This is a genomic window from Pseudomonas sp. NFACC08-1 (assembly GCF_900106735.1).
In the GTDB taxonomy this organism is placed as follows: Bacteria; Pseudomonadota; Gammaproteobacteria; order Pseudomonadales; family Pseudomonadaceae; genus Aquipseudomonas; species Aquipseudomonas fluorescens_Q.
On record NZ_FNNL01000004.1, the window covers coordinates 1 to 24,474 of the forward strand.

The 24,474-nt window shown below is 62.5% G+C and carries 20 protein-coding genes; 13 read left to right on the forward strand and 7 right to left on the reverse strand.

Annotation, left to right across the window (positions count from 1 at the left end; genetic code table 11):
- Window positions 1-178 precede the first annotated feature (178 nt).
- From BLU76_RS09675 to BLU76_RS09710, 8 genes are all read left to right on the forward strand, one after another.
- Window positions 179-661: a sigma-70 family RNA polymerase sigma factor gene (locus BLU76_RS09675; protein ID WP_058546861.1), complete on the forward strand. Its 483-nt coding sequence runs from the start codon at window positions 179-181 to the stop codon at window positions 659-661.
- A gap of 144 nt (window positions 662-805) precedes the next feature.
- Entirely contained in the window at window positions 806-2,140 is a 1,335-nt protein-coding gene (locus BLU76_RS09680; protein ID WP_092149209.1) for a lysine N(6)-hydroxylase/L-ornithine N(5)-oxygenase family protein, read from the forward strand.
- Window positions 2,141-2,415: 275 nt separating this feature from the next.
- Window positions 2,416-5,616 (forward strand): transporter substrate-binding domain-containing protein, encoded by a 3,201-nt coding sequence (locus BLU76_RS09685; protein WP_092222555.1) that lies wholly within the window; start codon window positions 2,416-2,418, stop codon window positions 5,614-5,616.
- A gap of 127 nt (window positions 5,617-5,743) precedes the next feature.
- The gene (locus tag BLU76_RS09690; RefSeq protein WP_092149215.1) at window positions 5,744-6,178 is read left to right on the forward strand and encodes a response regulator; all 435 of its coding nucleotides are present in this window, start codon (window positions 5,744-5,746) and stop codon (window positions 6,176-6,178) included.
- 75 nt (window positions 6,179-6,253) lie between these two features.
- On the forward strand, window positions 6,254-6,907 hold the full coding sequence (locus BLU76_RS09695) for a response regulator transcription factor (protein ID WP_170845957.1): 654 nt from the start codon (window positions 6,254-6,256) through the stop codon (window positions 6,905-6,907).
- 128 nt (window positions 6,908-7,035) lie between these two features.
- The gene (locus BLU76_RS09700; protein ID WP_063320281.1) at window positions 7,036-7,902 is read left to right on the forward strand and encodes a pirin family protein; all 867 of its coding nucleotides are present in this window, start codon (window positions 7,036-7,038) and stop codon (window positions 7,900-7,902) included.
- A gap of 147 nt (window positions 7,903-8,049) precedes the next feature.
- The gene (locus BLU76_RS09705; protein WP_092149218.1) at window positions 8,050-9,492 is read left to right on the forward strand and encodes a mechanosensitive ion channel family protein; all 1,443 of its coding nucleotides are present in this window, start codon (window positions 8,050-8,052) and stop codon (window positions 9,490-9,492) included.
- A 304-nt stretch (window positions 9,493-9,796) separates the two neighbouring features.
- The gene (locus BLU76_RS09710) at window positions 9,797-10,237 is read left to right on the forward strand and encodes a carboxymuconolactone decarboxylase family protein (RefSeq protein ID WP_092222556.1); all 441 of its coding nucleotides are present in this window, start codon (window positions 9,797-9,799) and stop codon (window positions 10,235-10,237) included.
- Window positions 10,238-10,249: 12 nt separating this feature from the next.
- Here the strand turns inward: BLU76_RS09710 and BLU76_RS09715 are convergent, their stop codons facing one another.
- Window positions 10,250-11,014, reverse strand: coding sequence for an AraC family transcriptional regulator (locus tag BLU76_RS09715; RefSeq protein WP_092222557.1), 765 nt, complete (start codon window positions 11,012-11,014; stop codon window positions 10,250-10,252).
- A gap of 99 nt (window positions 11,015-11,113) precedes the next feature.
- Between BLU76_RS09715 and BLU76_RS09720 the strand changes: the two genes are divergently transcribed.
- From BLU76_RS09720 to BLU76_RS09735, 4 genes are all read left to right on the forward strand, one after another.
- Window positions 11,114-12,262: an MFS transporter gene (locus BLU76_RS09720; protein ID WP_092222559.1), complete on the forward strand. Its 1,149-nt coding sequence runs from the start codon at window positions 11,114-11,116 to the stop codon at window positions 12,260-12,262.
- A 118-nt stretch (window positions 12,263-12,380) separates the two neighbouring features.
- Window positions 12,381-12,881 carry a sigma-70 family RNA polymerase sigma factor gene (locus BLU76_RS09725; protein WP_092149230.1) on the forward strand — a complete coding sequence of 167 codons (501 nt, stop codon included), beginning with the start codon at window positions 12,381-12,383 and terminating at the stop codon, window positions 12,879-12,881.
- A gap of 37 nt (window positions 12,882-12,918) precedes the next feature.
- Window positions 12,919-13,902, forward strand: a complete 984-nt coding sequence (locus BLU76_RS09730; protein ID WP_092222561.1) for a FecR family protein — start codon at window positions 12,919-12,921, stop codon at window positions 13,900-13,902.
- Window positions 13,903-13,999: 97 nt separating this feature from the next.
- A complete protein-coding gene (locus BLU76_RS09735) occupies window positions 14,000-16,438 on the forward strand; it encodes a TonB-dependent siderophore receptor (protein ID WP_092149236.1) in 2,439 nt (812 codons plus the stop codon).
- 204 nt (window positions 16,439-16,642) lie between these two features.
- Here the strand turns inward: BLU76_RS09735 and BLU76_RS09740 are convergent, their stop codons facing one another.
- Window positions 16,643-17,794, reverse strand: a complete 1,152-nt coding sequence (locus BLU76_RS09740) for an MFS transporter (protein WP_063320287.1) — start codon at window positions 17,792-17,794, stop codon at window positions 16,643-16,645.
- Window positions 17,795-17,973: 179 nt separating this feature from the next.
- Between BLU76_RS09740 and BLU76_RS09745 the strand changes: the two genes are divergently transcribed.
- A complete protein-coding gene (locus BLU76_RS09745; RefSeq protein ID WP_092149239.1) occupies window positions 17,974-18,966 on the forward strand; it encodes a diaminopimelate epimerase in 993 nt (330 codons plus the stop codon).
- A 200-nt stretch (window positions 18,967-19,166) separates the two neighbouring features.
- On the opposite strand, the gene codA is transcribed toward BLU76_RS09745, so the two are convergent.
- The 5 genes from codA to BLU76_RS09770 all read right to left on the reverse strand — a co-directional run bounded on the left by codA (window position 19,167) and on the right by BLU76_RS09770 (window position 24,467).
- Window positions 19,167-20,414: a cytosine deaminase gene (gene codA / locus BLU76_RS09750; protein ID WP_092149242.1), complete on the reverse strand. Its 1,248-nt coding sequence runs from the start codon at window positions 20,412-20,414 to the stop codon at window positions 19,167-19,169.
- Window positions 20,415-20,426: 12 nt separating this feature from the next.
- A complete protein-coding gene (gene codB, locus BLU76_RS09755) occupies window positions 20,427-21,698 on the reverse strand; it encodes a cytosine permease (protein ID WP_072345861.1) in 1,272 nt (423 codons plus the stop codon).
- 186 nt (window positions 21,699-21,884) lie between these two features.
- The gene (locus tag BLU76_RS09760; RefSeq protein ID WP_092149245.1) at window positions 21,885-22,715 is read right to left on the reverse strand and encodes an alpha/beta fold hydrolase; all 831 of its coding nucleotides are present in this window, start codon (window positions 22,713-22,715) and stop codon (window positions 21,885-21,887) included.
- 232 nt (window positions 22,716-22,947) lie between these two features.
- Window positions 22,948-23,304, reverse strand: coding sequence for a 6-carboxytetrahydropterin synthase QueD (gene queD, locus BLU76_RS09765; RefSeq protein WP_003203918.1), 357 nt, complete (start codon window positions 23,302-23,304; stop codon window positions 22,948-22,950).
- Window positions 23,305-23,387: 83 nt separating this feature from the next.
- Window positions 23,388-24,467: a hypothetical protein gene (locus BLU76_RS09770; protein ID WP_092149248.1), complete on the reverse strand. Its 1,080-nt coding sequence runs from the start codon at window positions 24,465-24,467 to the stop codon at window positions 23,388-23,390.
- Between the last annotated feature and the right edge of the window lie 7 nt (window positions 24,468-24,474).

A 24,474-nucleotide genomic window follows, 5' to 3' on the forward strand; every position in this document is an offset into this window, starting at 1 on the left:
CCAGGGGCCGACGCCTCGTAAACTGAACGAATCAGCCCTGATACAAACCAAAGCTTTAAATCTATATGAGAATTACTATAAATTACGCGATTGAATCTGCCACTATTGTGCCATTGCCTTTCCCGGGCATGCCGAGTGGGCACAGGGATAGCTGGCGCAGCCATTGCGCACGGGAGTCATGTTGGAAAACTACTATCGCGAGCTGGTGTGTTTCCTGAACGCCAGGCTAGGCAACCGCCAGGCGGCCGAGGATGTGGTGCATGACGCCTATGTGCGGGTGCTGGAGCGCGCCAGCGACACGCCCATCGAACAGCCCCGGGCGTTCCTGTATCGCACGGCATTGAACCTGGTGATCGACGGGCATCGGCGCAATACCTTGCGCCAGGTCGAATCCCTGGAGGTGCTGGACAGCGAAGAGCGCTTCTTCACCCCGTCGCCCCAGACCAGCCTCGACCACGGCCAGCGCCTGGACATGCTCCAGCGTGCCCTGGCCGAGCTGCCACCGCTGTGCCGCGAGAGCTTCCTGCTGCGCAAGCTCGAAGGCCTGTCCCACCCGCAAATCGCCGAGCGCCTGGGCATTTCCCGGGCACTGGTGGAGAAACACATCGTCAACGCCATGAAGCACTGCCGCGTTCGCGTGCGGCAGTGGGACGCGCATTAATCTGCCTACGCCGGTCGTCTCGCGGTAAATTTTTTTTCATTGTCCTCGTTCCTCTCAACACACGACTTGTTGGCCCCTAAACGCTGGGCAGGTCACCCCAGGCTTTTCGCGCCCTGTTGAGGGCTTTTCCAGAGGACACTGGACATGACACAGGCAATTGCATCGCCCATCGTTCACGACTTGATCGGCATCGGTTTCGGCCCCTCGAACCTGGCGCTGGCCATCGCATTGCAGGAGCGCGGGCCGGTCCAGGGTGAACTGGACGTGCTGTTCCTCGACAAGCAGGCCGACTACCGCTGGCACGGCAACACCCTGGTGACCCAGAGCGAGTTGCAGATTTCCTTTCTCAAGGACCTGGTGACCCTGCGCAACCCCACCAGCCCGTATTCGTTCGTCAATTACCTCAAGCACCATGGCCGCCTGGTGGACTTCATCAACCTCGGCACCTTCTACCCGTGCCGCATGGAGTTCAATGACTACCTGCGCTGGGTGGCCGGGCATTTCACCGAACAGAGTCGCTATGGCGAAGAAGTGCTGCGCATCGAACCGCTGCTGCACAATCAGCAGGTCGAAGCCCTGCGGGTGATTTCCCGCGGCCGCCAGGGCGAAGAATTCGTACGTACCACCCGTTCGGTGGTGGTCAGTGCCGGTGGTACGCCGCGGATTCCCGAGGCGTTCAAGGTGTTCAAGGACGACGCGCGGGTGTTCCACCATTCCCAGTACCTGGAGCGCATGGCGGGCCAACCGTGCGTGAAGGGCCAGCCGATGAAGATCGCGATCATCGGCGGTGGGCAGAGCGCGGCGGAGGCCTTCATCGACCTCAACGACAGCTTCCCTTCGGTGCAGGTCGACATGATCCTGCGCGGCTCGGCCCTGAAGCCGGCGGACGACAGCCCGTTCGTCAACGAAGTGTTCTCGCCGGAATTCACCGACCTGGTGTTCCAGCAACCCCACAGCGAGCGCGAACGGCTGGTCAACGAGTACCACAACACCAACTATTCGGTGGTGGACATCGACCTGATCGAGCGCATCTACGGGATTTTCTATCGCCAGAAAGTCTCTGGCATCGCCCGTCATGCGTTCCGGACCCTCACTACGGTGGAGAAGGCCACGGCCACCGACGCCGGCGTGGAACTGGCGGTGCGCAACAACGCTACTGGCGAGTTGACCGTGCGCCGCTATGACGCCGTGGTGCTGGCCACAGGATACGAGCGGCAGATGCACCGCACCTTGCTGGAGCCGCTGGCGCAATACCTGGGGGATTTCGAGGTGGATCGCAACTACAAGCTGATCACCGACGAGCGCTGCAAGGCGGCGATCTACATGCAGGGCTTCTGCCAGGCCAGCCATGGCCTGAGCGATACCTTGCTGTCGATCCTGCCGGTGCGTGCCGATGAAATTGCCGGCTCGCTGTATGAGCACGGGAGCAATCGCGGGCAGGCGCGTCCGGTGCGCGATCAGTTGCTCGCCGCCGTATAGGCCCTGTGGAGGCGAGTCACTCGCAGGAAATCTATCAGCCAACGCAACCCTGTGGGAGCGAGCAAGCTCCCACAGGCCATAGGCCCGGTCTCTGGTCACCCGCAGGAAATTCTTCAGAAATTTCCTACACTCACTTCACAGCCTCCTGCTGTTTGACAGGCTTGGTTCGCTGTTCCCTCGTATTGGCAGTCTGAACCCCTCAGCCGGTCCACCCTGACTGTATGTGCAGTCGGTGTGAGCCGGGCCGACTACGCCAAGCGAAACACCCTGACCAGATGATGTTGCTTTTACGCACAGGCCTGGTGGCGCTGTTGCTGGGCTCATTGAGTGTGGTGCCACCAGTGGACGCTGCCCCCGAGGCGCTGCGGGTGCTCGGGCGCTCCAATGTGAGCGATTATTCGGTGTCCCTGGACGACGCCGACTGGACCTGGCTGCGCCAAAAGGGCACGTTGCAGTTGGGCGCCTCGGCGCCGGACTACGCGCCGTTCAGCATCACCGGCAATGGTCGCGACTATGAAGGCCTGACCGCCGATTATGCGCAATTGCTCGGGCAACTCCTTCACATCAAGGTGCAGGTCCAGCGCTACCCATCCCGTGCCGAATCGCTCCAGGCCCTGCGCGGCGGTGAGATCGATATGCTCGGCACCGCCAACGGCTTCGAAGCCAGCGACCCGGACCTGGCGATGTCCCAGGCCTATGCCGATGACCTGCCCACCCTCGTGGCCCGCATCAACGACAGCCAGGACTTGCCCAGCGACCTGGCGGGCAAGCGCGTGGCGATGCTGTATCACTACTTGCCGCCGGAGACGGTCGAGGCGTTTTACCCCGAAGCCTCCTTGCAGCTGTTCCCCTCGACCTTGGGCGCCATCGGTGCCGTGGCGTTTGGTCAGGCCGATGTTTATCTGGGGGACTCGATCAGTTCCAACTACCTGATCAGCAAGAATTACCTGAACAATATTCAACTGGCCGATTTTTCGCGCATGGAAGTGCAGCCGTTCGCCTTCGCGGTCAGCCGCGACAACGTGCGCCTGTTGCGCATCATCAATGCCGCGCTGCAAGCCATCCCCGCCAGCGAACAGATGAGCATCCTGAGGCGCTGGAGCGCTGGCGGCGCGAGCATGCCGGGTCAGCAGACGCTGCATTTCAGCGTCAAGGAGCAGCGCTGGCTGGATGCCCACCCACGGATCAAAGTCGCTGCCAACGAAAACTTCTTGCCGCTGACGTTCTTCGATGAACAAGGCCATTTGCACGGCATCGGCGCCGATGTGCTGGCGAGGATCAGTTTGCGCACCGGTTTGAAATTCGATGTGCAGCGTGGCGACTCGGTTGATGATTTGATCGGGCAGATCAAGAGCGGCAAGGTCGACGTCCTGGCGACCGCCATACCCAGCACCGAACTCGAAGACGAGTTGCGCTTTACCCGACCGTACCTGACGAATCCGTTCGTGCTGGTGGTGCCCGCGCGGGCCAAGGGGCCGCTAACCCTGGACCAGATGGCCGGCAAGCGCCTGGCGCTGGTGCGTGGCAACGTGTTGCGCGAGTTCCTGCTGGAGCAGTTCCCCCGCGTGCAGTTGGTGACGGCACAAAACACCGCCGATGCCATGGCCATGGTCGCCGCCGGCAGGGCGGACGCTGCGGTCAATCCGCTGATCAGCGCCCGCTACATGATCTCCCGCCAGTACCGCGACACGCTGCAGGTCACCAGTACCGTCGGCACCTTGCCCGCGCGCGTTGCGTTGGCGACGAACCGGGGCGCATTGGAGCTTTACTCGATTCTCGACAAGGCGCTGTTGAGCATTTCTCCCGAAGAGATGGACGAGCTGACCAACCGCTGGCGCAGTGAGGTAGTGATCGACGACAGTTACTGGCTGCGCAACCGCACCACGATTCTCCAGGGGTTCACCGTCGCTGCGCTGCTATTGCTGGTGACCTTGGGCTGGGTCATTTACTTGCGGCGCCTGCTGGAGCAATTGCGCGTCGCCAAGGAAAGCGCTGACGACGCCAACCGGGCCAAGACCACCTTCGTGGCGACCATGAGCCATGAGATCCGCACACCGATGAACGCGGTGATCGGCCTGCTGGAACTGGCCCTGAAAAAAGCCGACCAAGGCATCGTGGACCGGGTCGCCATCGAGGTCGCGTCGGGGGCCGCCCATGGCATGCTGGACTTGATCGGCGACATCCTCGACATCGCCCGCATCGAGTCGGGCAAGCTGTCGCTGGCGCCGCAACGGGCCAATCTGCACGAATTGACCGAGTCGGTGGCGCGGATTTTCGAGGGCCTGGCCCGGCAGAAACACCTGCGCCTGCAACGGGTGCTGGACACCGGGGTCAACCATGACGTGTTGATCGACCCGTTGCGCTTCAAGCAGATCGTCTCGAACCTGTTGAGCAACGCCATCAAGTTCACCGACCAAGGCGAGGTGCGCCTGAGTGTGCGCGGCGAGCCGGACATTGAACACAGGCGCCTGGGCATTTGCCTGCGAGTCGAGGACACCGGCTGCGGGATTTCGCCTGAGGACCAGCGCCGCCTGTTCAGCCCCTTTACCCAGGCCAGCCACACGACCCAGTCGGCCCGCAGCGGTTCCGGGCTGGGGCTGGTCATCAGCCGCACCTTGTGCGAAATGATGGGCGGCACCCTGACGTTGCGCAGCGTGACGGGGGCGGGCACGCAGGTCGAGATCCTGCTGGACCTGCCCCTGCTCGACGCCTTGCCGACCTCGCCGCCTGTCGAGGCTGAGGCGCTGGTGCCGGGCCGGGCGCTGAGTATCCTGGTGGTCGATGACTACCCGGCCAATCGCTTGCTGCTGTCCCAGCAACTGGCCTACCTGGGCCATCGTGTCCAGGAGGCGCAGAACGGTGTCGAAGGCCTGAACGCCTGGCGCAGCGAGCACTTCGATGTGGTCATCACCGATTGCAACATGCCCTTGATGAGCGGTTATGAACTCGCGCGGGCCATTCGCGACGAAGAGCATGCGCAAAACCTGTCGCCTGGGTTGATCCTGGGGTTCACGGCCAACGCCCAGCCTGAGGAAAAGGACCGCTGCGCCGAGGCCGGGATGGACGATTGCCTGTTCAAACCCATCAGCCTTCGGGCGCTCAATGCGTGCCTGGTTTCGGTCACGCCGGACGTGGGGGCGCCTCAGCCCGACGATGGCATCGACTTGACCAGCCTGGAACAACTGACCGGTGGCGACACGACCGCCATCAGGGCACTGCTGGAGGAACTGGTCAGCAGCAATGCCGACGATCAGGCGCGACTGTTGCACTTGTCCAGCCGACAAGACTTGCCGGGCCTGGCGGACCTGGCGCACCGGATCAAGGGTGGGGCGCGGATCGTCCAGGCGCAACGGCTGATCGCCGCCTGCGAGGCGCTGGAAAGCGCTTGTCGAGGCGGCGATACGTTGCTGCTCGCCCAAGCCGTGGAAGATATTCGCCAAGCCATCGAGCACGTGGCGGAGCAACTGAAGACCTAACAAGGGCTTCGTCTGGCTTCATTTTGGGAATAATCCTACATCGTCTTTCAAGCGCTTCCTCTAGCCTGACGGCCTTTAATGTTCTGAGCCGGTTTCTACCTGGCGCGTTGCTATTGGAAAGCTTGCCATGCCGAACAAAGCACTCCGTATCCTGATTGCCGACCCACACCATGCTCATCGAATCGTGCTGGAGCGCCTGTTCAATCAACAGGGCTATTTCCGGATTGTCCCCGTCAGCCATGTGCAAGAGTTGCTGACGCTGGTGGAGTACGGCAGCGAGCCCTTCGACCTGATCGTCGTCAATGCCGGGCTGACCAGCGGGGCGTTGGACTTGCACGATTTTGTTATCTATAACCCACAGGTTCGTCACGGGATGATTTACAACGCGCAACCGGCCAGCCTGTCGCCGGTGCCGGTCGCGCGCCGATCGAGCATGCACCTGAGCCAGGCGCCACTGCCTGACCTTGTCTCCCTGCGGCGCCTGATGGAGCAGGTCGACCCTCAAGCCCGTGAGTCGCTGCAACCGTGGACGCACGCCCTCAGGCAGGGCCATGGACGCTGAGAAAGACCGTTGGTCTGCACTGTCGGATCTGACAGGTGTCTGGGCCTGGCGCTTGTGCAAGAGTCCGGTGCAGTCATGGCGCCGGTGCCGTTTGTAATGACCTGGGGAATTGCCTTGAAAGACGTGTTGATCGTGGATGACCACCCTGTCATACGAGGGGCGCTGCGGCTTATTTGCCAGAATGAGGCGTTCACCCACATCCGAGACGCCAGCGGCGTGGCCGATGCCAGGGCCCTCATCAAGGAGTGCGTGCCAGACCTGGTGATCCTCGACCTGGTGATGAACGGTTTCGATGGCCTGGACCTGCTGGTCTGGATCATGGCCCAATTCCCTGAGTGCAGTGTGCTGGTGTTCACTTCCCAGGATGCGCAGCACTTCTGCAACCGCTGCATCTCGGCCGGGGCCCGGGGTTTTGTGACCAAGAAAAGCGACCTCAAGGAACTGACCAAGGCCATCCAGGCCTTGAAGTCCGGTTATGCCTATTTTCCGCAGATGTCCGTCAGGCTGGATTTTCAGCAGCGCAGCGAACAGCAGGCGCTGGAAAGCCTCTCCACCCGCGAGCTGTCCATCCTGCGCATGCTGGCCATGGGCATGCGCGGCAAGGACATCGCCGAAAGCCTGTTCCTGAGTCCAAAAACTGTCAGCACCTACAAGACTCGGTTGCTGGAAAAGCTTGGCCTGCAATCCTTGGTGGGGCTGTCGGAGTTTGCCAAGCGCAATCACCTTTGAATGACACCAGGCTTTTCAGTCGTTCTCTAAATAGAACGCTAAAGCCGATTTTTGCAGTCTAGTGCTGCAAAGGTGTCGGTTCTAAGCTGTGTCCATTGAATCGCAGTACCTGATTTTGGAGACACAGCATGAAAAACATCATCGGCCTCTACACCAGCCCACGGCCCCATTGGGTTGGCGATGGCTTCCAGGTTCGCACGCTGTTTTCCTACGACAACCTGGGCAAGCACGTCAGCCCGTTCTTGCTGCTGGACCACGCCGCCCCGACTGAATTCACGCCCACCACCGAGCGTCGTGGCGTCGGCCAGCACCCGCATCGCGGTTTCGAAACGGTGACCATCGTCTACCAGGGTGAACTGGAGCACCGAGACTCCACGGGCAGCGGCGGCAAGATCGGTCCCGGCGACGTGCAATGGATGACCGCCGCGTCCGGCATCATCCACGAAGAGTTCCACTCCGAAGCTTTCGCCCGGCAGGGCGGGTTCATGGAGATGGTCCAGTTGTGGGTCAACCTGCCTGCCAAGGACAAGATGGCCCCGGCCGGCTACCAGACACTGCTCAAAGGCGACATTCCGAACATTGCGCTGAAGGACGATGCCGGCAGCCTGCGGTTGATCGCCGGGCGCTTCGAGGGGCATCAAGGGCCCGCGAAGACTTTCACCCCCATCGACGTCTGGGACATTCGCTTGAAGGCCGGTAAAGACCTGGTCCTTGACCTGCATGAAGGCCACAACACCGCCCTGGTGGTGCTGCATGGCTCGGTCCAGGTCAATGGCCGCGAACGGGTCGAGGCCGGCCAGCTCGCGCTGTTCGACCGGGCTGGCGACCAATTGAGCCTGCAAGCCAATAACGATGCCGTTGTGCTGCTGCTCAGTGGCGAGCCGATCGACGAACCCATCGTTGGCCATGGCCCGTTCGTGATGAACAGCGAGCAGGAAATCCACCAGGCCTTCAACGATTTCCACTCGGGGCGTTTTGGCCGGATGGACGATTGAACGCGAAAACAACAGCCACGCCGCACCCACTGTGGGAGCGAGCAAGCTCGCTCCCACAGTGGGGATCTGCATGGGGATCTGTGGGGATCTCTACAGGGCGTTCATTCTGTGCCAATCTTCGCCAATCGCTTTCCTGGAGCTGTCCCGATGCTGTCTCTGATCTCCGAGCACCCGCTGCTCTGTGCCCTGGCGCTGCTGGTGCTCGACATCCTGATATGGCGGCTGGTGAGTGCGGATCGGACCTACTGGAAAATCGGCGCGCGGCTGGTGATTTTTTCCTTGTTCAGCATGTTGCTGTTCAACGAGGGCCTCAACCCCATGGAGCCGGCGCAGTGGGTCGACGACGTGCCACGGCACCTGGCGGCCACCGGGTTGCAGATCGCCTGGTGGCTGCTCGCCGCGCGAACCCTGACGGTGATGATGGGCGCGGTGATGATGCAGCGGGTCGGTCACACCGGGCGCTTGTTGCAGGATTTGCTCGGCGCGGTGATTTTCCTGATCGCCGTCATCGCAGCGCTGGCCTATGTGCTGGACCTCCCAGTCAAGGGCGTGCTGGCGACGTCCGGGGCGATGGCGATCATCGTCGGCCTGGCCTTGCAGAGCACCCTCAGCGACGTGTTCTCCGGGATCGTGCTCAACACCACCAAGCCTTATCAGCTCGATGACTGGATTTCCATCGACGGCACCGAAGGCCGGGTCACTGACATCGACTGGCGGGCCACGCGGTTGCAGACCGCCCAAGGCAGCATGGCGGTGATCCCCAACTCACTCGCGGCCAAGGCCAAGGTCATCAACTTCAGTCGACCCAGCGATGTCCATGGGTTGTCCATCAGCGTCCAGGTCAGCCCTCACGCGCGGCCACAAACCGTGATCGACGCGCTGGAGCGAGCGATGATCGGCTGTCGGACCTTGCTCGCCAACCCGGCACCCTGCGTGACGCTCAAAAGCAGCAGCAGTGATGGGGCGGAATACGAGATCAGCGGGTTCGTCGCCTCCAGGGCCCAGAAGCGCGAGGTGCGCAACCAGCTGTTCGACCTGGCGTTCCGGCATTTGCAGGCCTCGGGCGTGAGCCTGTTGTCCAACAGTGAAAGCGCCACCGCCAAGGATGCGTCGCGGCCTCGGGCGTTGCTGGAAAGCTCGAACATCTTCTCCACCTTGCGCCAGGACGAGAAAGATACCTTCAGCCAGAACATGACCCTGCAGACCTTCCGCGCCGGCGACATGATTTTGCCGGCGGGGGAGGTCAGCGATCATTTGTTCATCATTGAATCCGGCGTGGTCAGCGTGACCCTTGTGCGTAACGGCCAGCCATTCGAAGCCGGGCGCATGGGGCCGGGAGAGGTGATCGGCGAAGCCGGGATCGTTTCCGAACAGGCCGCGCTGGCGAGCTTTTCGGCCAAGACCTTCTGCACCCTTTATCGCATCGAGAACAGCTACCTCAAGCCTTGCCTCGACGCCCGTCACGACATCAACGACGCCATGAAAAACCTGCTGGACGTACGCATCCACCTCGCCCAGAACCTCACCCGCGAGCTACCCAAGCCCGTCGCCAAGAAGCGCTTCCTGCAGTGGCTGCGCAGCCGGGCCTGAACCTGCCCCGAAAACACCCCCTGTGGCGAGGGAGCTTGCTCCCGCTGGGTGGCGCAGCCGCCCCAAAATGGCCTACACCGTTCCCCAGGCAGACCGCGTCAGTCGGGTGACGACTGCTTCGCAGCCGAGCGGGAGCAAGCTCCCTCGCCACAACAGCCCGTAGGGTTGGACTCCCTTGAAAAGGCCAATACCCGGTCACGTCTTGCGGCGCCATTGGCCACCCGAACTTCCCAACAATTGGCTATTTGTACCGCGCCACTGCACGGCTAACGTAGCGCTACACCCCATTGTTCTGGAGCTCATCATGCAACCGCGTATCGATTTCTACACCGCTTCCCCAGACGCCTTCAAAGCCATGCTGGCCCTGGAAAATGCCGTCTCGAAACTGGGCCTGGAAAAGTCCCTGCTGGAGCTGGTCAAGCTGCGTTCCTCGCAAATCAACGGCTGCGCCTTCTGCATCGACATGCACACCGCCGATGCTCGTAAGGACGGCGAGACCGAACGTCGCCTCTACGCCGTGACCGCCTGGCGCGAAGCACCGTTCTTCACTGGCCGCGAGCGCGCCGCTCTGGCCTGGACCGAAGCCCTGACCCGCCTGAGCGACACCCACGCGCCGGACGCCGACTATGCCCTGCTGAGCGAGTATTTCAGCCCCAAGGAAATGGTCGACCTGACCCTGGCGATCAACGCCATCAATGGCTGGAACCGTTTGGCGGTGGGCTTTCGCAAGATGCCTGAGGCGTAAACCGGCCGGCAATCAACCCAAGTAGGCTTTTGGCGTAAAACCAGTCATTTGCTTGAAGAAGGCGATGAAGGCGCTGTCGCTGGCAAAGCCCAATTCGAAAGCGCTGTAACTCAGGCCGCGGCCGGTGGCGAGCAGTTCAATGGCGCGCATCAGGCGCCATTGCTGCCGCCATTGCTGATAGCCCATGCCGGTTTCCCGTTGAAAGATCCGGCCGATGGTCCGGCCACTGGCCCCGATTTGCTCTTCCAATACGTTCAATGTCGGCGGCAAATGCTGCAGTGCCGCCAGCAGAGGTGCCAGGCGTTTGTCCTGAGGCAGCGGCAGCAGCATCGGCTGTTGCGGTGCCTCGCGGATTTCATCCAGGCACAACCCCAGCAGGTGCTTGTTACGGCCTTGCGTCCAGTCGCTGTCGAACGCTGCGTCGGTGATCGGTTCGAGTACGGCGCGTAGCAGTGGCGATACATCGATGATGCACACGTGTGAAGGTAAGTCAGCGCACAGTGATGCCTTCAGGTAGATCGATCGATAATCCACGCTCTGTTGCATCACGGCGCGGTGGGGTATCAACGGCGGAATCCAGGCCGCTCGCGATGGTGGCAGCAAGCACAGTTGCTGCGCCAGGGTGATACGCGTACAGCCCTGGCGTGTGAACAACAGTTGCCCGCGCTGATGTCGATGTACGCCGGAATCGTGATGAGCCAGCGTTGCGGCGAGACCGATGACCGGCGCGTCATGGCGGTCGGGGTCGAATAGGGCATGAGCGTCGAGCCAGGCCATGACTTGTCCGATTTCGAGGATTATTTGTCAGGCTTCGGATAATACGACAGCCAATGGCTTCGTAGACTGCTCGCCCGTCTTCGAACGAGCTTGGCTTGCATGATTTCGCGACCTTTCCTTTGCCTGGCGATTGCCTTGGTGATGTTCCCGCAGATTGCCCAGACCCTCTACAGCCCAGCGTTGGCAGACATCAGCGCGAGTTTTGCCGTCAGTGCAGAAATGGCCGCGCAGCTGTTATCCACGTTTTTCTTGGGATTCGCCCTGGGTGTAGCGGTGTGGGGGCGTGTGTGTGACCGCATCGGTCGCCGGCCCGCCATGTTGAGCGGGTTGGCCTTGTATGCTGCCGCGACGATGCTGGGGTTGAATGTCGACACCTTCGATGCGCTGCTGGCCGTTCAGGCCCTGGCTGCGTTTGGTGCGGCAGTTGGTTCGGTGGTGACCCAGACGGTCCTGCGTGATCGTTATCACGGTGTACAACTGGGCCAGGTTTTTTCAGTGATCGGTATTGCCCTCGCGGCCAGCCCAGCGATGGGTTTGTTCAGTGGCGCCAGCCTGGTACGACTCTTTGGTTACCAAGGCGTACTCGGCGGCCTATTGATGCTGTCGTTGGTTTTACTGGTGTGGTGCGCACGCGCCTTGCCCGAAACCCTGCCGGACCGTCTCCCTGCGCAACCCCTATCGAAGACACTGTGGCGCATGCTCAAGGACCCCTCCATCTGGTGTTCGTCGTTTCTTGTCGCCGCCTTCAATGTGGCGCTGTTCAGTTACTACAATCTCGCTCCGTTTCAGTTCGAACGGCTCGGATTGAGCCCCGAGTTGTTCGGCTACAGCGGCGTGATCCTGGCGCTGGGCTCGGGCTTGGGGGCTTGGCTGAACAAGCGTCTGTTGGCGCGAGGCTACGACGGTGGCCAGCTGTCGGCGGTGGCGGCAGTAGTGCTGCTGATCGGTGGCGTGAGTGTTCAAGGCTTGCTCGACAGCGGCGGTTTTGTTGTGGCGATGCTGCTGATCGTGTTGGCGTTTGGCATGGCGATACCCAACGTGCTGGGCGCCGCGTTGGTTCGCTATGGCGACTGCCTGGGTACTGCCGGGGCGTTGTTTGGCTTGTTCTATTACGTGTTGATTAGTGGTGCACTGATGCTCGCTGCCTGGTTTCAGGCGCTGGGCTGGACCTTGATCCTGTGTGGCGTTCTAGCGGTGTGCTTGGCGGGAAACCCAGCGCGACCCAAGTCGAAAAACCAGTCTGATTGAGTCACCACAGGAATCTATCGTCGGCTGGGACAGCTTCGGACGACAGGCACCGCAATAGGTTTGCTTCGTATTAATAGGAAGCATTACTATTCACACCCCGTTTCCACAGCGCGCCGCGATGACCCCCAAGTTGCCCCGCAGTCCCGGCTTTTTCGAGCATTACGAAGAGTTGATCGGCACCTGGACCCGTCGCCTGCGCAATCGCCAGCAGGCCGAGGACCTGGCCCATGACACCTTCGTGCGGGTGCTTGAGTCCGATTCGAGCGGGGTCGAGCAGCCACGGGCCTATTTGCATCAGACGGCGCGCAACATTGCAGTGGATGGCTATCGGCGCGAAGATCGACGGGGGGCCATGGAGGAGGCGGCCGTCGACCATAGCCAGTCGCTGTCGGGCGACCCGGAGCACTACATGCACGCGATCCAGCTGGCAGACTCCATCGAGCGAGCGCTTGCCGAGCTGCCGGCCAACTGCCGTACGGTGTTTGTCTGGCAGAAGATCGAAGGCCTGACCCAGGCGGAAATCGCCGAGCGTTTGGGCCTGTCCAAAAACATGGTGGAAAAATATATGATCCGCACCCTGCGGCATCTGCGCGATTGCCTGGACGGGCCTGGCCAATGATCCGTCGTCCTCTTCCACCTGAGCCACAGGACCTTCCATGATGGATAGCCGTGAATGCCCGTGCGGGCAGGACAGGGTTCGCGACGCGGCGGCGCAATGGTTCGTGCGCCTGCAAGCGCCCGCCATGAGTGTCGAGGAGCGCCAGCGTTTCGAAGCCTGGCTGGACGAACATGCCAACCACCGCGACGAAATTCAATTGCTCCAGGGTATCTGGAGCGCCACGGACCTGCTGCCCAAGGAACGCCTGCGAGCGCTGTGCGAACCTCCCGCCAAACGTCCCAAGCGTCGGCCACTGCTGCGCTATGCCGTCGCCGCCGGACTGTTCGCGGTGGCGCTGGGGTTGGGGCTGTTCAGCGGTTTGAGTTCTTCCACCGACTACAGCGGCGAATACACCACCGTCCTCGGCGAGCGTCGGCATATCGCCTTGCCGGACGGTTCGATGATCGACCTCAACAGCCGCAGCCGGGTGCGTATTCAATTTGCACATCATCAACGTCGGGTGGAACTGGTCGAAGGCGAGGCCATGTTCACGGTCGAGCATGATGCCGGCCGACCCTTCACCGTCGATGCGGGCAACGGCCAGGTGACGGTGACCGGGACGCGCTTCGATGTGCGCCGCGATGCCGACAAGACCCGGGTGGCGGTGGCGCAGGGCAGCGTCAAGGTCCAGGGACGCGCCGCGCCCCCGGCTCAGTTGGCCATACTGACAGCGGGTCTCGGCACCCAGATCGATGCCCAGGGCAAAGTCGCCACACCTTACGCGGTCAACGCCGAGGCGCTCACTGCCTGGCGCAACGGCAAACTGGTGTTCAACAACGCGCCGCTCAAGGAAGTGGCCGAAGAGGTCTCCCGTTATCGCACTCACCCCCTGCGGGTCGGCAATGCGGCGGTGGGCAACCTGCGCTTGACCAGCGTGTTCCGCGCCGACGATCCCGAGGCACTGCTCAAGGCGTTGCCGAGCATTCTGCCGGTGGCCGTGCGCAGCCTGGATGACGGCAGCCAGGAAATAATTGCGCGATAAATTCAGGTTTTTTTCGAGTTCTTCGTCTTCTTGTCCAACTGCAACTGGTTTGCATTAACAGACGCGTATTCTTGCGATCAACAGGACAAGGTTCGACGTGAAAACAACCGCCAAAAACAACAACCGTACCCACGTACGCTGGCTGCCCCTGGCCCTGGCCCTGGCGGTCAGCGCCGCTGTGCCCCAGGCGTACGCCGATCAGGCTACCACCGCCATTCACATCCAGGCGCAGCCGTTGGGGCAAGCCTTGAGCCAGCTCGGCCAGCAAACCGCGTTGCAGGTGTTCTTCAGCCCCGAACTGGTGGCCGGTAAACAAGCGCCGGCCGTGGACGGCACCCTGTCCCCGGAAGCGGCCTTGCACCAACTGCTGCAGGGCAGTGGTCTGCAATACCGGATTGATGACGGTTCGGCGACCGTATTGCCGGCGCCTTCGGCCTCCAGCGCCGGCCCGCTGGAGCTTGGCGCTACTGAAATCCAGGTGGTCGGTGACTGGCTTGGCGACGCCAATGCGGAGGTGGTGCAGAACCACCCCGGCGCGCGGACGGTGATCCGCCGCGAAGCGATGGTGGAGCAGGGCGCGATGAACGTCGGCGACGTGCTGCGGCGTGTGCCGGGGGTGCAGGTGCAGGACGCCAACGGCACAGGCGGCAGTGACATCTCCCTGAACGTCGGCGTGCGCGGCCTGACTTCGCGCTTGTCGCCACGCTCCACGGTGTTGATCGACGGCGTGCCTGCAGCGTTCGCGCCCTACGGCCAGCCGCAACTGTCCATGGCGCCGATTTCCTCGGGCAACCTGGACAGTATCGACGTGGTGCGCGGCGCCGGTTCCGTGCGCTACGGGCCACAGAACGTCGGCGGGGTGATCAACTTCGTGACCCGGGCGATCCCGGAAAAAGCCACCGGTGAAATCGGCAGCACCCTGGAAACCTCCCAGCGCGGCGGCTGGAAGCACATCGACACGGCGTTTCTCGGCGGCACGGCGGACAATGGCCTGGGCGTGGCGCTGTTGTATTCCGGCGTCAACGGCAACGGTTATCGCCGGAGCAACAACGACAACGACATCGACGACGTCATCCTCAAGACCCATTGGGCACCCACCGAGGTGGACGATTTCTCGCTGAACTTCCATTACTACGACGCCAAGGCCGACATGCCCGGTGGCCTGACCCAGGCCCAGTACGACGCGGACCCGTACCAGTCCGACCGCGACTGGGACAACTTCAGCGGCCGGCGCAAGGACGTGTCGTTCAAATGGTTGCGCCAGATCGACGACCGCACCCAGGCCGAAGTGCTGACCTATTACTCCGACAGTTACCGGGGCAGCACCATCGCTTCCCGGGACCAGCGCAACCTGGTGTCCTACCCGCGCACCTATTACACCTTCGGCATCGAGCCCCGGGTGTCCCACGTGTTCGACCTGGGCCCCACCACCCAAGAGGCCAGCGTGGGTTATCGCTACCTCAAGGAAGGCATGCACGAAGAGGCCAGTCGCCTGGCGTTGCGTGATAACGAACCAGTGGTGCGTCCGGGGGCCGACGGTCACGTCTACCAGGACCGTACCGGTGGCACTGAAGCCCACGCGGTGTATATCGATGACAAGATCGATGTCGGCAAGTGGACCATCACCCCGGGCATCCGCTTCGAAAGCATCAGCACCGAATGGCATGACCGCCCGGTGCTCGACACAGCCGGTCGCCCGGTGCAGGAAAAACGCCGCAGCATCGACAGCAACGAACCGTTGCCGGCCCTGAGCGTGATGTATCACCTGTCCGATGCCTGGAAGCTGTTCGCCAACTACGAGACCTCGTTCGGCAGCCTGCAGTATTTCCAGCTCGGCCAGGGCGGTGACGGCAACAACACCGCCAATGGCCTGAGCCCGGAAAAGGCCAAGACCTACGAGATCGGCACGCGCTACAACGATGACGTGTGGGGCGGGGAAGTGACGCTGTTCTACATCGACTTCGACGACGAATTGCAGTACATCAGCAACGACGTGGGCTGGACCAACATGGGCGCGACCAAGCACCAGGGGCTGGAGGCTTCGGTGCATTACGACATGGCCGCGCTCGACCCACGTCTCGAAGGCCTCACCGCCAATGCCGGTTTTACCTACACCCGTGCGACTTACGAAGGCCAGATCCCGAGCTTCAAGGGACGTGACCTGCCGTTCTATTCCCGGCAGGTGGCCAACGTGGGCCTGCGCTACGACGTCAATCGCTGGACCTACAACCTCGACGCCTTTGCCCAGTCCAAGCAGCGCTCACCGGGCAACAGCGTGAACGCCGATGGCAGCTTCAGCGACGACTACATCACCGATGGCAGCGCCGATGGGCAGTTTGGCGACATGCCGGGCTACGTGCTCTGGAACGTGCGCGCCGGTTATGACTTTGGCGCGCAGCTGTCGAACCTGAAAGTCGGCGCCGGGGTGAAGAACCTGTTCGACCATCAGTACTACACCCGTTCCAGTGACAACAACTCGGGCATGTACGTGGGCGCACCGCGTACGTTCTTTGTGCAGGCGAGTGTGGGGTTCTGATCGAGGACCAGGCCCTGTAGCCTGGAACACAATGCCAGGGGCTGAAATACAATCCAGTGGCGAGGGAGCTTGCTCCCGCTGGGTGGCGCAGCCGCCCCAAAATGGCCTGACGCCGTTTTCCAGGCAGACCGCATCGGCTGGTTTACGACTGCTGCGCAGCCGAGCGGGAGCAAGCTCCCTCGCCACAGAGAGCGGTGTGAGGCCTCAGACTTTCAACACTTTCCCGCTAATCGCCACCGCCACCAGCGACAGCGCAATCAACCCAAACGCAAAGCTCAAGCTGCTGCCATGGGCGACGAAACCAATCAGCGCCGGGCCGGCAAGGATGCCGGCATAGCCGATGGTGGTGATGGCCGGCACAGCGATGGCCTCTGGCATCAAGGTCTGTTTGCCGACGGCGGTGTACAGCACCGGCACGATGTTCGAACACCCGGCGCCCACCAACCCATAGCCCAGTAGCGCGGCTTGCCACATCGGTGCGAGGGTCGCCAACAGGAACCCGGCTGCCGCGATCGATCCGCCATAGATGATCACGCGTTTGGCTCCGAGGCGATGTACCACTGAATCGCCGGTCAGCCGGCCGACGGTCATGGTCAGCGCGAAGGCGGCATAACCCAGCCCGGCATAGGCGGTATCCACCGCGCGCTCGGTGGTCAGGAACACGGCGCTCCAGTCCAGCACTGCGCCTTCGGCCAGGAACACGATGAAACAGAGGATGCCGATAAACAGCACCACGCCATGGGGAATGGCGAACGCCGGTCCCGAGCTTTCACTGCCGTAGGGCAGCAGGTGCGGCGCAGCCTTGAACAACGCTACCAGCAGCACGCCATTGACCACCAGCGTCGCCCCCAGCGGCGAAAGCCCCAGGCCAAGCAGCGCGCTAACACCCGCCGCGCCAATGATCCCGCCGAGACTGAACATGCCGTGGAAACCCGACATCATGGTCTTGCCACTGGCCCGTTCGACGATCACCGCTTGCAGGTTCACGGTCGAGTCCACGGTGCCGAGCCCGGCGCCAAACAGGAACAATGCGGCCACCAGCCAGGGCAGGGAAGTCATTGTCGCCAGTAACGGCAACGCCAGGCAGATCAGAATCGTACCGCCGCTGAGCACCCGCCGGCAGCCGAACCGCGTCGCCAGCGCACCGGAAATCGGCATCGCCAGGATCGACCCGACCCCCAGGCACAACAGCAGCAACCCGAGGGTGCCTTCATCCAGGTTCGCCCGCACCTTGGCGTAAGGCACCAGCGGCGCCCAGGCGGCGATGCCGATGCCGGCGATGAGATAGGCGATGCGGGTGGACATCTGTTCCAGGCGTCCGGGGATAAAGGTGGGCGGGGGCGTAATGGCAGTCATGAAACGTCCTTGGCTTACGTGCGATGCGGTGGTGCAGGCAGGAGCCTATGCTTGCATATCCACTGACCGCACCGCGACCCCAAGGTGCCGACGCGAATATCCGGTTGCCAGCAAGCTTTGCTCCCTGGCCTTTGCCGACATAAAGTAGCGGTCCTTGCTGGCTGATACCGGACAGATCCATGACGAAGTTTTATGACGCGCGCGGCAATATCTATGGCGTCATTTCCCCTCGGCAGGTTCGAGACCACGGCATCGCTCTGCCTCAGTCGGCTGCCCAGGCCGCGCAGACACGCGAGTCTTGGGCAACGGCTGCCGTGCACGCGTTCTGCGCCTGGGCGCCGGGCGAAGCGCCGCCGGATGCCAAGGCTCATCGCAGTGACGGTTTGCTGATCGGCCCGTTCCAGAACGAACCGCCCTTTGATCTGTTGATCGTCAATACCGACGGCACCCTGGCCGAGCGCAGTGGCAACGGCTTGACGATTTTCTCCCAGGCCTTGCAAGAGCAGGGCTTGATGGCAGGGACGGGTGATTGCTTGCTGCAGGTCCATCACGATAAACCCGACGGTTTGTCACCGCTGCAAACCTCGGTTCGCGCTGCTGAATTCGAAGGCGCCCAAGGCTTCTGGCTGGACCTGGGCAAACCGCTGTTCGGGCCCGGCGCCGTCGGTGCCCAGGACGTCGAGCGTGTGATGTTCAACCAGTGCGATGTCAGCCGTGTGGCGGCGCTTGACCGGTTGAACCCGGCGTGGGGCAACAGCCAGTTCGTGAACATTGGCAACCCGCATTGCGTGACGCTGGTGGACAGTGCCGAGGCGCTGCCGAGCAATTCGCAGATGCGTGCGCCGGCACTGTGCCAGAGCCTGACCCGCATCGCCTATGCTCCGCCGGGTGGGTCTGGAATGCCGTGCCCTATGGGGGTGAACCTGCAATGGGCCTGGCTCGAAGCCGAAGGGCGAATCGCCGCCCGGGTGTTCGAGCGGGGTGAAGGTCCCACCGCATCCTCGGGCACCAGCGCCAGTGCCGTGGCCAGTGCGGCATGGCGGGTGGGTTGGGTGCAGGCGGGGGCGGTGAGTGTGATGATGCCAGGGGGGACTGCGCCGATTTTGCTGGAAGAAGAGGCGGGTGAGTTGGCGCGGGTCAGGTTGTTTGGGACGGCGCGGTCTGTGCCCTAGAGCTTTCTGAAGGTTTGTGGCGTGGCCGATGCCGCTTCGCGAGCGCGCCCGCTCCTACAATGGATCTGTGTCGGATACAACATTTCTATTCATTGAAAATCCCCTGTGGGAGCGAGCTTGCTCGCGATAGCGGCAAGTCAGTCACATCCATATCAACGGTTAGACCGTCACCGCGAAGCACGCCCGCTCCCACAGGGAAATCAGCCTGGCTGCTGCGCAAACTCCACCACCGGCATCTGCCGCTTCATCAGCACCTCACCGTTGCGAATCGAATAGAGCGGCAAGCCCTGGCTGCGGATCACTTCGTAGTCACTGTCCGCCGACAGGATCAGCAGGTTAGCCGGACGCCCGGATTCCAGGCCATAGCGCTCGCCCAGGGCCATGGCCTTGGCGCTGTTGTCGGTGACCAGGTCGAGGGCGCTTTGCAGGTTGCGGTAGCCGAGCATGTGGCAGATGTGCAGGCCGGCTTCGAGGACTCGCAAGATGTTGCCGTTGCCCAGCGGGTACCACGGGTCGACGATGGAGTCCTGGCCGAAGCACACATTCATCCCGGCCTCGAGCAGTTCATTGACCCGGGTGACACCGCGGCGTTTGGGGAAATTATCGAAGCGCCCTTGCAGGTGAATGCTTTCGGTCGGGCACGAGACGAAGCTGATGCCCGAATGCCCGAGCAGGCGGAACAGCTTGGCGCAGTAGGCGTTGTCGTAGGAGCCCATGGCCGTGGTGTGGCTGGCGGTGACACGCGCGCCCATGTCGCGGCTGCGGGCTTCTTCGGCGAGCACTTCGAGGAAACGTGAGTGCGGGTCATCGGTTTCGTCGCAATGCACATCCACCAGGCAGCCGGTGCGTTCGGCCAGGTCCATGAGGAATTTCACCGAGCTGACGCCCTGGTCGCGGGTGTACTCGAAGTGGGGAATGCCGCCCACCACGTCGGCGCCCATGCGGATCGCTTCTTCCATGAGCTCGCGGCCGTTGCGATAGGACTCGATGCCTTCCTGGGGAAACGCGACGATCTGCATGTCGATCAGGTGACGGCTTTCCTCGCGCACTTGCAGCAGGGCCTTGAGCGCCGTGAGCTCGGGGTCGGTCACGTCGACGTGGGTGCGCACATGCTGGATGCCATGGGCGGCGAGGGCCTGGATGGTTTTCTTGGCGCGGGTCTTGGTGTCTTCCTCGGTGATGGTGGCCTTGCGTTCGCCCCAGCACTCGATGCCTTCGAACAGCGTGCCGCTCATGTTCCAGCGCGGTTCACCGGCGGTGAGCGTGGCGTCCAGGTGGATGTGTGGTTCGACGAAGGGCGGGACCACCAGGTTGCCGCCGGCATCGAGGTCTTCCGGGCCGAGGCTGGGTGCCTCGGTCTGGCGGGCGATGTTGGCGATCAAGCCGTTTTCCAGGTGCAGTTCATGCAAGCCTTCACGGTTACGCAGGCGGGCGTTGATGATGTGCATCAGGCGAATCCTTTAGAGGTTTTGTAGGGACGCATCAGCGGTGCGAGTACCCATTACGCTGATCAATAGCACATACGTTAGCGCGCCGGCAGCGATTCCTACCAGCGGCGCGACCCAGGGTGAATTGAACGCCGCGACGGTGCCAACCCCATAGGCCAACAGCCCGGGCCAGTTGAACGCCGGCAGTTGCGCCTCGGCCAGGCGCGGATAACGACCACGCCAGCGGAAGAAGAAATCGGCCATGATGACCCCGCCGATGGGTGGGATGACGGTGCCCAGCAGGATCAGGTAGGGCACCAGCAGATCGTACATGCCCAGCAGCGCCAGCAACGTGCCGATCACCGCGCCACCGAGGGTTACGGTCTTGCGCCGACGGGTGCGCAGCAGGTTGCAACCGGCCACGGCGAAGTTGTAGATGGTGTTGTCCTGGGTGCTCCAGATGTTGAGCAGCAGCATCGCCATCGCCGCCATGGCGAAGCCCTGCAGCAGCAACACTTCGACCACGTCCGGTTGTTGATAGACGATGGCCCCGTAGGCGCCGATCAGCACCATCAGCCCATTGCCTAGGAAGAAGCCGATCAGACTCGCCAGCACCGCGACCTTCGCCGAGCGGGAGAACCGCGTCCAATTGGTGGCCTGGGTCGCGCCGCTGACGAAGGTGCCGAACACCAACGTGATGGCGGTGGACCAGTCGAGGCTGCCCGTCGGCACCACCGCCAACAAGCCCTCGAAGCCACCGACCTTCACCGTCGCGACCCACATCGACAGCATCAGCAGCAACATCATGGCCGGCACGGCAATGTAGGAGAGGATTTCCAAGCCGCGATAACCAATGTAGGCCGTGGCGCAGAACCCCAGGCCGAACAGCACCATCAACCCGAGCACGGTGCTCTCGCTCAACTCGAAATACTTGCCCAACACCACTGCGGCAGTCGCCGTGCCCCAGGCGTACCAGCCGATCTGGGTGAACCCCAGGATCAAGTCACTGAGCTTGCTGCCCACCTCGCCGAAACAGAAACGCCCCATCAACACCGAATTGAGCCCGCTCTTGAAGGCGATATAGCCCAGGCCTGCGGCGTAGAGGCCCAGCAGCAGATTGCCGATGACGATGACCGTGAGCATCTCGGCAAAACCGAACGCTACCCCCAGCTTGCCGCCGGCAAACATGGTGGCGGTGAAAAAGGTGAAACCCAGCAGCACCATGGCCGTGGAGGCCAGGCCCTTGCGAGCGTGCATCGGGACTTCGCTCAAGGGATAGTCATTGCCCGGATCGTTCTGAGTCATGTGGCGGTCCTTGCGGATGAGGGGGATATCGCAAACGTGCAGCGCCCGTGCCAAGCGAGTGATCGCGAGGTTATTTATAGACAATCCTGGGGATTGGGTGGGCGCAGGGACCAAAAGCGGTGCAAGAGTGATTCAAGTTGGAACACGGATCTCACTCGCAGGGAATCCCCTGTGGGAGCGGTTTCTTCAGGGACCAAGATGCAATGGTAGGAACCGCAACACCGCCGCGACGATGGCCTCCGGCGCGTCTTCCTGGACCAGGTGCCCGGCATTTGGAATGGGATGAAATTGTGCCCCTGGGATCATCCGTTGCAGGGCCCGGCCGCGCTCGATGGGAATCCACTGATCATCCTCGCCCCACAGGATCTGGGTCGGGCAGCGCACGTTCGGATACAGCCTCTCGGCTTCCCGGGTGTAGCGTTCGTCCATCTGCGCGATCTGCCGGTAGAACGCCGCCTGGCCCGGCTCGCCAAGCCAAGGCTGCACGTAGGGCGCCAGTTCCGCGTCCGGGATGTCCCGTTTGATCGCGCCGCGGACATAGGTCGGCACGATGGCCCGCTGAATGTAGTCGGGCAGGCCGCTGAAGGCCGCTTCATGCTGGCGGACATGCTGCACAAAGGGCGAACCCCAGGGTGACAGCGCCACGGGGTCGATCAGGGTCAGGCTGCGGTAATCCTTGCCGTTTAGCAGGTGCGTGCGCAGGGCCGTGGCACCGCCAAAGTCATGGGCCACCACATCCGGGCAATCCAGGCGCCAATGCTCCAGCAATTGTGCGAACAACAGGTTTTGCACGCCGAGGGACACGTCGGCATCGGGTTGCGCGGATTGGCCATACCCCAGCAGGTCGAAGTAATGCACCCGGTGGGTGGCGAAGAACAGCGGGGCGATCCGGTGCCACACGTAGGAAGAGAAAGGAGTGCCGTGGACAAACACCAACGGCGGGCCATCGCCGTGGATGGCGTAGCGGATGCAGTGCCCGTTGAAGTCGTATGTTTGATCCAGCGTCCAGTGGGTCATGATCGATACTCCCCAGAAAATGGCTCAGGGGCTAGAGCATAGGCCAATGCCATTGAGCTGGGGAGACACCCTTGTGGCGAGGGAGCTTGCTCCCGCTGGCCGCGAAGCGGTCCTCAAGCCTGAGATTGCGGTGTATCAGGTTGAATCGAGTCGCTGCTTTTGGGGCTGCTGCCCAGCCCAGCGGGAGCAAGCTCCCTCGCCACAGAAGCTCCCTTGCCACAAGGAAAAGGGGTTATTCGCCGTGGTAGATGCAACCGCTGGTGCAGGTCTCATGGATGCGGATGGCGCTGAGTTCCGGCAGCAATGGCTTCAATTCATTCCAGATCCACTTGGCCAGGACTTCGCTGGTGGGGTTTTCCAGGCCAGGAATGTCGTTGAGGTAGTTGTGGTCCAGGCGCTCGTAGAGCGGCTTGAAGATCGCCTTGATTTCCGAGAAGTCACGAATCCAGCCCGTGTGTGGATCGATGTCGCCGCTCAGGTGGATCGCCACTTTGAACGAGTGGCCGTGAAGGCGGCCGCACTTGTGGCCGTCCGGCACGTGGGGCAGGCGGTGGGCGGATTCGAAGGTAAACTCTTTGAAAATTTCCACAGGTTCGGGCTCTTTAGATATCGGTGCGCAAGGCAGGCGGCGGAGTTTATCAGTTTGATAACGGTGTTGCGCGACCGTGCTGACTAAAGGGTCAGCAAACGTTCGCCCAAGCCACCGTTGGCCGTCAGCTCCAGGAACTCGTCACCGAGCCGGCGGCTCTCGTCCATCGCCGTGCGCCAGTACTTGCGGCGGCTCGGGTCATCCCCCATGAAGCGCTTGAAGTCGTTGCGGTCCGGCAGTTTGCCGTAGGGCAGGCGCGCCAGGTATTCACGGGACGGTGCCAGCAGCAGCACGTCTTGCAGGCGGTCGACGTTGCCCCGGCGCCACGGCAGGCCCTTGTCGAACCAGCCGGGGATGACCCGGTCGGTGAAATGCGGGTAGAGCACGATGTCCTCGCCGCTGTAGGGCAGGTCGAGGTGGTAGTCCAGCAGACCGCCGTCGCGGTAGGTACCGGCACCGGCGCCCGGCAGGTCGCGCACGCCTTCCATCACCATCGGGATCGAGCCCGAGGCCAGCAGGGCCTGGCGCAGGTTGCCGGCCGCCAGCGGAACGAAGCGTGACGGAAAGTCATTCAACGGATGCAGGGGCGGGGCCAGGCGCGGGTCATGGATGATCAGCCGTTCGAAATGCCGCGACAGCCGCGCCCGACCTCGCAGGTTGTCGGCGATCACCGACGACAAGCCCAGGCCCAGCCGGCCGCGATGATCCTGGGCCAGCAGGCCGTGGCTCTTGACCACCATGATGTTGAGCCGGTATCGCGGGTTATCGAGGATCGAAGCGTCGCGGCCGTCGAGCAAATCATCGAGCATGCGTTGCGAGCTTTGGCTGACCCCGGCCATGGTCACGCCTTTGGCAAAGCTTTGTTCGTTGTACAAGGTGCCCAGGCGCCGGATGCCCTCGGCGGCATCCGGCAGGCAGGCGCTGGCGAAGCGCCAGGCACCCACCGAGGCCCCGATCAGCGAGCGCTCCCGGGGCGCGGCGGGCAGCCATTCGTCGAACAGCGCCAAGTCCAGCCCCTGGATGCCCAGGGCCTTGGGACCACCGGCAGCGCCCGGCAGGATGCCGACGTCGGCGGCGTTCAAGCCGGCCTGGCGAATCCGCGCGAACGCACGGGGGCCGGCCTTGAGGGTGAGGGCGGGAAACTTGATGTGGATGGCGGTCATACCGGTC